Here is a 9,379-nt window from a genome sequence, read left to right as displayed (position 1 = left end):
GCTTATATATGGGGTCTATTTAACCTTAAGAAGATTACGCTAGAACGAGGCAAAATTTTTGTATCTAGTGTTCTAAATAAAAAATTTTTAAGGACGTTATGGTGATATCAAGTGGTCAGTGCAACATGGTTTTTAATCATATCATTAGGAGTTAAATAGTTTAATATTCTTCTTGGTCGATTATTTAGTTTATTAGCGATTTTATCTAAATAACGTTGGTCAAAGCCATGTAGGCTTGTCTTTTTGGGGAAGTACTGCCTTAATAGGCGATTTGTATTTTCATTTGTTCCCCTTTGCCACGGACTACTCGGGTCACAAAAGTAAACATCTGTATTCGTATTTTTAGTAAATCTTTTATGGTCTGCTAATTCCATTCCCCGATCCCACGTTAGTGTGTTTTTAAGTGCCTTTGGTAAACCATTAAATTTCAGAATAAGTGCATTTACTACATTTTTAGTATCCTTACCATTAACTTGTACCAAAGCTGTATACCGTGTTTTTCGATCAACCAATGTTGCTATATGTGAGTTGCTACTTCCTGATATTAAATCGCCCTCCCAGTGACCTAGAGTTTCTCGTGTTTCAATTTCATGAGGCCTTTCATGAATTGTTTTAGCATCAATAATACCTTTATAAATTCCCTTATTTGTTGAGCGTTTACCATGCCTCAACTTACGTTTTGAGCGAAGATGGCTAAGGACTGCTTTTTCGAAAATATAGCGTGATGGGATAAATAACGTTTTATAAATAGTCTCATGTGAGATATGCATTTCAGATGATGCTGGGTGTTTTATTTTTAACCAGCCAGAAATTTGCTCTGGTGACCAGTCATCTAGTAGCTTAGATTCAACCAAATCGCTAAGTGGATTACCTTTTTGCAATTTACACTGCTTTGGCCTTAATGCTCGCTCTAACGCATTTTTATCAGCCGTAACTGCACGGTATTTGGCAATACCACCATTGCGTTTGATTTCACGGCTTACTGTTGACGCTGCCTTTTCTACATTACGCGCTATTGCCCTGATAGATAAGCCTGAAGCTAAACCTCTTGATATATCTTCTCGCGCTTCTAAAGAAAGAAACGATAATCGACGTTTTCGTTGCACTGGCGATATTCCACCTTTTAGTTTAAGTACACCGAATATAGAACCAGCATGCCTATCAAGCGTCAAGCCTATTTCGCTAAGCGTTTTACCTTCACGCCATAAGAACCATGCTTTCAGCTTTTCAATATCACTTAAACCACGTTTTGATAAGTCAGTCATAACTACCTAATTAATAATCAATTATAAGGTGTTGCATTGACCGATTGAATACACCGTTTGGTAATGACATAAACCTTACCCAACAATTTGATGTATTTAACCGCTTAACACAGCAGCAGTTAACCCACCCTGCGCAGGCACTATTTGATACCTGTACGTACAATTACGACAGCATCAACCAGTTGATTGCCCGTAAAAACGAAGGTGTAAGCAGCCACAATACTAATTTTGAGTACAACAGCTTGGGGCAGTTAATTCAGCAAACTTTAGCAGGCGAGCAGAACAATAAAATCACCCAATACCAGTGGGATAGCTTTGGCAACCCGCAAAGCCAAACAGTAAAATCAAGCAAAAGCGATACAGACAGTAGTGAGCAAAATACTACAAATACTGATGCCAGCTCTTCTATTGATTTAACACGCGCCACCCATAGCGAATACAAAGAGTTAGCGCCAAATAGTAGTGAAAGTAGTAGTAAAAACAGTAGCAACGCAGACTCAGTAGTAAACAATGAGTGCACTAACAACACCACAATAAACAGTGCCACCGACGCAGACCGCCTAACCCACTTTGGCGACAGCGACTTTTACTACGACGAGTTTGGTAACCAAATACGCGAAACTGGCAAAGGTATAAAAACCCGCCGCGAATACAACGCGTTTAATCAATTAAGCTGTTTTAACAACAATGGCACGCTCACGCAATACGACTACGACCCACTCGGTCGTCGTATCGCCAAGCACACCGAGCACGGTAAAATTGACTACATTTGGGATAACGACCAGCTCATTGGTGAATGCCAACACGGTGAATATACCTGGTATATTAATCTACCGAATCAATTTCACCCAGTCGCGCTAATTAAACAAGGTGAGGTTTACTACTACCACCTAGACCAACTGAATACTCCACGTTTTGTGACTAACAGCAAAGCAGAAGTCGTGTGGGAAAACCAAGCCGATGCGCATGGTTTTGAGGAGCCAGAAGCCGAGTCTGACTTCAATAAAGAAAGCAGCTTCACTCAGCCAATTCGTTTTCAAGGGCAATATTTAGACGAGGAAAGCGGCTTACATTACAACCGCTACCGCTACTACAGCCCTAAACAACAGCGTTTTATAAACCAAGATCCGATTGGACTAGTGGGTGGAATAAACCATTACCAATATGCGCCAAATCCGGTTAATTGGGTAGATCCGTTTGGGTTGAGTTGTAAGGAAAAGCACGGTTCAACCTCTCTAGCTACAGTGATATCCTCTGCTCTATTAGGGCTATCTCTACTCTTTGGTTTCAATGACTTGACCGAAAACAATCCGGTGGCTGATGTAAATAACACTACAATAAACCATATCAACAGTCAGCCTATTTTAGAAGATATCAAGTCTATTGGGTCTCTTGTTATGGATGATATTAAAGATGTATCCACAGATTTATGGAATAATAGAGAGCTCTATGCTGAATATTTTATGGATGACTTAAAAAGTGGTGTTATAAGAGATCAAATCTTTGTAGCCATGAAAGCAGAACTAGAAATAATTGGTGGTGCGGCTCAATTAGCGACAGGTGTCATGGTTAAAAAGCTACCCCTAGGGAATAGCATGAGAACAGGATTATTGGCGCACGGAGTAGGAAACTTTTCTAGTGGTGTGGGGAACTTATCTGACGCCATTTATGGAGGAGATAGAGATTATCATTTTACACGGAATACATATGAAAATGTTGCTGAATTTGTAGGGTTGGAAAAAAAGTGGGGAGAGAACGTTTTCTATGGTGTTGATATCGCTATGGGTGTTACACTTTTGGCACAACCAGTTATTCAGTCGGGAAATGTTACCATTAAAAGTAGTGGTACAATACCCATGAGTCTCGAATCTACAAGGGTTATACCTTCAATACAGGCAACACCTGTACCAATGGTTGTTAACGATGCGTATCAGATTTTTAGTGCGGGCAGCTCTATTTCATTGGAGGGTGAAGAGTGATATTAGTTTTGTTTTTTATGTTTTTATCTTTTTTTAGATGGAGTTATCTTTATTTTATCTTAATTAAATCAAAAAAAAATAGAACAAAGGCTATTAGAGTTGATATTTTAATATTACTACTACAAGTATTTGTAGCAGTTCGTCTTGAAAATTCAACTCATATTTTATCGGATTCTGGGTTTGCTTTTGTTTTAATTGCAATGGTTGAAAGTATGGTGATTAGGAAAAAATCATTAGAGTGACATTAAGATATTTATAACATTTATTCTAATTTTGCACTAGCTGAAGCGAGATATTAAGCTTAGTTAGAGAAAAACAAGCAGAACATTATCCTTAAAAGTATGGGATTGAAACGCTCTTTAAAAATATTGATTTTTGAAGGCTTAGACCGTTTGCTAAAGCCTCCATGAACAATAAACTAGACACCCACCTTAATTTTTGCTGTTTGGCGAACTAAGTACTAGGCTTTATTTAGTGCAAAAAAAGAATAAACTAGACACCCATCCTAATTTTTGCAGTTTGGCTAACTAAGTACTAGGCTTTATTTAGTGCAAAAAAAGAATAAACTAGACACCCATCCTAATTTTTGCAGTTTGGCTAACTAAGTACTAGGCTTTTATCAGTGCAAAAAAAAGCAGGGTGTCTTATGGCAATCGCAAGAAAGCGTCAAGTAAGTTTGGTTGATACAAAATATTACCACTGTATCTCGCGTTGTGTTCGGCGTGCTTTTTTGTGCGGTGAAGACCATTTTACAGGACAATCTTATGAACATCGACGAGGCTGGGTTGAGGATAAGCTGCTTGAATTAGCCAAGATATTTTGTATTGATGTGTGCTTATGCTGTTATGAGTAACCACACGCACTTAGTGTTGTATGTTGATGATAAAAAAGCAAATAGACTGAATGATAAAGCAATTATTATTCGCTGGAAGAATAAACTAGACACCCACCCTAATTTTTGCAGTATGGCGAACTAAGTACTAGGCTTTCATCAGTGTGAAAACAAGCAGGGGGTCTTATGGCTATCGCAAGAAAGCGTCAAGTAAGTTTGGTTGATACAAAGTATTACCACTGTATCTCGCGTTGTGTTCGGCGTGCATTTTTATGCGGTGAAGACCATTTTACGGGTCAATCTTACGAGCACCGCAGAGGGTGGGTTGAAGACAAACTGCTTGAGTTAGCTAAGATATTTTGCATTGACGTCTGTGCTTATGCTGTTATGAGTAACCACACGCATTTAGTCCTGTATGTTGATGATAAAAAAGCGAATAGGCTGAATGATAAAGCGATTGTTATTCGCTGGCACAAGCTGTGTAAAGGCACATTGTTAACGCAAAAGTACATACAGGGTGAAAGGCTAAGTAAAGTTGAGCTTATCTTTTTTAATCAAACAGTAATGGAATATCGAGAGCGCTTATCAAGTATTAGTTGGTTTATGCGATTATTAAATGAAAGCATAGCCCGCAGAGCAAATAAAGAAGATAACTGCACTGGCAGGTTTTGGGAGGGACGTTTTATATCACAAGCATTATTGGATGAAGCTGCATTGGCGGCCTGCATGGCGTATGTAGATTTAAACCCCATCAGAGCCAAAATGGCAAATACACCAGAAGAATCTGACCATACCAGCGCTCAACTACGCTTAACATGCGCAAAAGAAGGCAAGCAACCGAAAAAATTGCTCCGCTTTGCAGGCATGCCACGTCAAATCATGCCAAAAGGGCTACCGTTTGAGCTTAAATCGTACCTTGAACTTGTTGAGTTAACAGGGCGTTGTATACGAGAGGACAAACGAGGGTATATTGATAATATAAACCTTCCTTTGCTTGAAAGGCTTAATATATCCCCAGAAAACTGGTTAAAACTCACCACACAATTTACACGCGTATTTCACGGCGCAGTAGGCAGGCCGACCTCACAAGCAAGTTATTGTGAAAACTTAAGCAGAAAACGGCGAGCTAATATAAGTAATTGTGCAAAGCTATTAGCATAAACCTTAAATTACTCAGTAGAAAAGTTAAAACTGCATCATGCAGTCATTTTCATGCGTGTAATTTAGGTTTAAGAGTGATAATGGCAGATTTACTGGATGAAATAAAAGTAACGTAGTCGTAAAACATTAATTATTGACCTAAAAAAGTAAATTTAGGCACAGCTTTGCCACTCTAAATTAGAGTGGCTGTCTAGTTTAGTTTCTTTTTACTGTAGAGGTTGTTCATGATGAACTAGCTTACTCGTCGCACCAGGTTAATTTAAACCCAGAAAAAACAGAAACAACAATTGTAAGAGCCGGTAAGTTTCATAAAGTTAGTGAAGCAGTTCATACCGCAACAATTCCATTAGTTGATGCGCAGGCAGCTATTAATTACCAGAAAAGTCAGATTAATGAAGAGCTAGGTATATATAATGTGCTCGAGAATAGTTGTATGTCACATGTGGTCGATGTAATTAATGCCGGTGGTGGTAAACAGTATGCTAAAGATAGACTTGGTTATGCACGTTTGCTCAGAAAGAATGGCTTTGGTCGCTTAGAAGCGGATAAAGCAATTGTTCCAGAGGTAAAGCCTCAACCTCTAATAAAGGAAGAACAAGAAACTCAAACAATTCCACCTAAGCAAGAAAGCGCACAAAGCGTTGATCATGCAAATGAGCTTATTAAGCAGTTACCAGAAGAAGTGCGTGATAATTATAAGGTTTATCAAAAAGCTAATGGTCAAATCATTGTATCTCGAGTTAAAGCTGATGAATCGCCACAATTTCGGTATGAAAATGGTGAGTTAGTCCCTGTCAGCAACCAGGTAAATGCATTTAAAAATATTAAGGAAAAATTAAATATTAATCATTCGGATTTATCTAAAAAAGATATTGACGAGTTAAAAACAATTGAAAAAGATCGTAACTTAGCAGTTGCTAGACGCGATAAAGCCCTATTAATAAAAAATGAAGTAAAGCGTACAGAAGAGTTAAAAGAAGCTCAAAAAGAAATGCGAGATGCAAGTGAAGCACTGGGTGAAAAAGCAGCAAGTATATATGTTAAAAAAACTTACCCAGGTGCGACTCCACTTAAGTCAAACTTTTTAAATAAGAGTAAACAAGGGCAATTTGACCAAATATATCAAACTCAAGATGGTAAAATAGTTTTCATTGAAGCTAAGGGGGGGAATGCCTCTTGGGGTTCCCGAAATACAGGTGATTATCAAGCTGAACAGGGCTCGAAAGAATATATGGAATCTGTTATTAAAAACTATGATACGGAGTTTAAAAAAGCTCGGAAGAATCCAGATGTAGATAAAAATAGTGTTGAGTTTCAAAAGTTAAAACAAACTCGAGATACGCTAGTTGAGGCAAAAGATTTGGGTGAGCCCATTGGCTACATAGGTATAAAACAAAAAGCTTCAGACTCTGGCATAAGTGATAAGATTGATATTTATATTTTTGAAGTATAAGAGGTATATATGATAAAAAATCATTATTCTAATAATGAAGAAATACATGCTGATATAACAGAACGAGCGGACAGAAGCGGTTCTGAAAGAATGTTACAAGTTATTCAAAAAAACCCCCAAGATAAAATGTATGTATGGATGGAGTTGAACTTAGAAGCATTTGCGGATGAAGTTTTATTTCATCAACTTGAAGAAACTAAAAAGGCATGGACTTATCTGAATCGTGCAACTCAATTAGGTGTCGGGATATTTCAAAGTAATGCGAATGATGGGAAAACGTTTCCCTTTGCTCTAGATAATAGCTATATCGAAGTCATGGGCAAGAAAACAGGATACCGTACTGATGAATCCGTATGGTGCCAAGTTCTTTATAGTGCGATCATTTTGCGCCATCAAGAGTCAATAAATGAACTAATGCTAGTTGGTAAGAATACATTTGAAGCCTCAAACTTTGGGCCTCAAATTAAAGAGTTTGACTACGCTAGAACTGATCTATACCGCGCCATATTTACAAATGGGAATTTGAGCGGCTTACTTAAACAAACAATTGAAAGCTTTGATCCTGATATATATAACGATGACGCATACTTTTTTGTTAGCCGTCTAAAATGGCCACAAATTGCAATAATCAAAGCTATTTTTACTGCTGATGCAGAAGAAGAATTTAATCAAGCAATGGAAAAAGCGTTACTTCTTCATAAAGAGTATTACTCACATGAAGATCACAATGTAGATTATCAAGGTGCTATTTCTCTACCTTTAACAGCTTTAGCCGCTTTAGCTTACGACCACAAAAAATATAAAGTAAAAGTTGAAAATGAATATATACCGTCTTGGTTAGTAGAGCGCGACTAAATCAGCAATGTAAATGCCAACCTTAATATAAGCTGTTGGCTCGTTAACTTTTAAAAAGGAATATCATGAGTCTTATTTTATGTAAAAAGCATGGTGAGGTAGGGCTAATCCCGACTGTATCTGCGATGTTGTCTCGTGGGATAAAGCAAGGAACAGTGAAAGCGACTGATGTTGGTATAGTTCATCTAAAGATATTTGATGAGGGGGAGTTCTTAGAAGAGGATATATACTTTATACACCTTAAACACGATAAATTAAAAAATAATTATATAATTCGAAATGAAAAAGAATCTGAAAGTTTTTCGGATGAAATTAGAGATGCTTTTTCAGGTGGGGGGCACTGTGTTTATTGTTTTAAGGAATATATGGAACAAATAAGATTTGATTTGAATAACTTACCTGCACCATCTGGGTTGACGATTTGATAATATAATAAGCTAAATTCAAGTCGTAATTTTTTACCTAATTAAGTTATAACTAATTAAATGAGATTTAGAGTTTTTTTATGACCCGAATTCAAGTTCCAAGTGCACCAAACCTTAAACCACTAATTAATAAAGACTTCTTCAGCTGTCTGATAATTTAGTATTTTCCTTGGGCGAGTATTAATTTTCATTACAACCTCTTGGAGTTGTTCATTAGTTATAGTTGAGAAATCAGTTTTCTTTGGGAAATAACGCCTGATCAGACCGTTTGTATGTTCATTTGTTCCTCGTTGCCACGAACAATAAGGATCAGCAAAGTAAATAATAAAATCTAGTTCTTCTTCCAAGGCTTTAAATTTCGAAAATTCTTTTCCATTATCCAAGGTCAGAGTTAACTGTTTATGCTCTGGAATCTCTTTAAACATCTCTACTGTAGCCGTATTGAATGACTCAGCTTGCTTAGTCTCTATTTTTTGCGCGATTAAATATCGAGAGCTACGGTCAACATGGGTTACAAAAAAACCAGAGCCCTTTTTGCCTTCAATTAAATCACCTTCCCAGTCACCTATTCGGCTTCTGTCTTCGACTATTTTTGGTCGTTCGCTAATACTTACTCTATTCTTAATTTGCCCACGTAAATCGCCATATTTACGTTGTTTACGTCTTTTTTTATGCCTCTTCGCTAAGTCTTTGTATAGCTCTCCACCTGCTTTAAAATCCTTAATCACCCATTGATAGATTGTTTCATGGCTGACATGCATTAATTCATCTGACGGGTTATCCTTCTTAAGCCGACCTGGAGACCATCCCATTGCTATCTTACTCAGCACAAGCTCGTACAGTGCCTTATTGTTTCTTTTTCTTGCATGCCTAGCGACCTTCCTTCTTGCCATCGCTTTTTCGTGCGCTGCCTCATCGAAATAATCATAGTAGGGTGGCTTATTTCGCTTAACTTCACGCATGATAGTTGTATGGTGTCGATTTAATAGTTTACCAATGGATCGGCAGCTTTCGCCACTGTTGAATCGATAGTAGATAGCTTTTCGTTCGAAACTGTTAAGATGTTCGTAAGACATTCTGAATTCCCTCGATAATGAGTTTGGTCGCACTTACTACATTAGCAAATACTTCAGAATGTCATATTTATTGGTGGGTTATGGTCAATGGTGCACTTGCATAATGAATTCGGGAACAGCAGCTTATATACCCCGTACTTGCAACCTATGAATACGATGAAAACAACAACCTTGTTCAAGCCACTAATCAGCAAAACGAGACTGAGCGCTACGCCTACAACGCCGCTAATTTATTAACTAAGCGAACCCGAGCCAGCGGTTTTAGCCATCATTTTGAGTGGGATAGCTATTCACCGAGTGCTAAATGTATAAAGCAATGGGGCGATAACAACA

At 37.7% G+C, this 9,379-nt stretch carries 7 protein-coding genes and 2 pseudogenes; 7 read left to right on the top strand and 2 right to left on the bottom strand.

Annotated elements, in window-relative coordinates; translation table 11 throughout:
- Nucleotides 1–107: 107 nt before the first annotated feature.
- Nucleotides 108–1,265, bottom strand: a complete 1,158-nt coding sequence (locus ACJJVZ_RS03465; protein ID WP_405597007.1) for an IS30 family transposase — start codon at nucleotides 1,263–1,265, stop codon at nucleotides 108–110.
- Nucleotides 1,266–1,321: 56 nt separating this feature from the next.
- Between ACJJVZ_RS03465 and ACJJVZ_RS03460 the strand changes: the two are divergent.
- From ACJJVZ_RS03460 to ACJJVZ_RS03430, 7 genes and pseudogenes are all read left to right on the top strand, one after another.
- A pseudogene (locus ACJJVZ_RS03460) lies at nucleotides 1,322–2,503 on the top strand (RHS repeat domain-containing protein); the annotation flags it as partial.
- Between the two features lie 159 nt (nucleotides 2,504–2,662).
- Nucleotides 2,663–3,244 (top strand): DUF4225 domain-containing protein, encoded by a 582-nt coding sequence (locus ACJJVZ_RS03455; protein WP_405621595.1) that lies wholly within the window; start codon nucleotides 2,663–2,665, stop codon nucleotides 3,242–3,244.
- A 646-nt stretch (nucleotides 3,245–3,890) separates the two neighbouring features.
- Nucleotides 3,891–4,173, top strand: a pseudogene (locus tag ACJJVZ_RS03450) (Mobile element protein); the annotation flags it as partial.
- Between the two features lie 89 nt (nucleotides 4,174–4,262).
- Nucleotides 4,263–5,237: a transposase gene (locus ACJJVZ_RS03445; protein ID WP_405597023.1), complete on the top strand. Its 975-nt coding sequence runs from the start codon at nucleotides 4,263–4,265 to the stop codon at nucleotides 5,235–5,237.
- A 442-nt stretch (nucleotides 5,238–5,679) separates the two neighbouring features.
- Nucleotides 5,680–6,690 (top strand): hypothetical protein, encoded by a 1,011-nt coding sequence (locus tag ACJJVZ_RS03440; RefSeq protein WP_405597026.1) that lies wholly within the window; start codon nucleotides 5,680–5,682, stop codon nucleotides 6,688–6,690.
- A gap of 9 nt (nucleotides 6,691–6,699) precedes the next feature.
- Entirely contained in the window at nucleotides 6,700–7,545 is an 846-nt protein-coding gene (locus tag ACJJVZ_RS03435) for an immunity 49 family protein (RefSeq protein ID WP_405597029.1), read from the top strand.
- A gap of 65 nt (nucleotides 7,546–7,610) precedes the next feature.
- Nucleotides 7,611–7,970: a hypothetical protein gene (locus tag ACJJVZ_RS03430; protein WP_405597031.1), complete on the top strand. Its 360-nt coding sequence runs from the start codon at nucleotides 7,611–7,613 to the stop codon at nucleotides 7,968–7,970.
- Between the two features lie 122 nt (nucleotides 7,971–8,092).
- Here ACJJVZ_RS03430 and ACJJVZ_RS03425 read toward each other — a convergent pair whose 3' ends face one another.
- The gene (locus ACJJVZ_RS03425) at nucleotides 8,093–9,046 is read right to left on the bottom strand and encodes an IS30 family transposase (RefSeq protein WP_405597033.1); all 954 of its coding nucleotides are present in this window, start codon (nucleotides 9,044–9,046) and stop codon (nucleotides 8,093–8,095) included.
- Nucleotides 9,047–9,379 lie beyond the last annotated feature (333 nt).

It is taken from the genome of Pseudoalteromonas sp. Ld19, assembly GCF_045064135.1.
GTDB lineage: Bacteria > Pseudomonadota > Gammaproteobacteria > Enterobacterales > Alteromonadaceae > Pseudoalteromonas > Pseudoalteromonas aliena.
The sequence above is the reverse complement of the archived record's forward strand: the minus strand, read 5'-3'. Positions and strand labels throughout refer to the sequence as shown.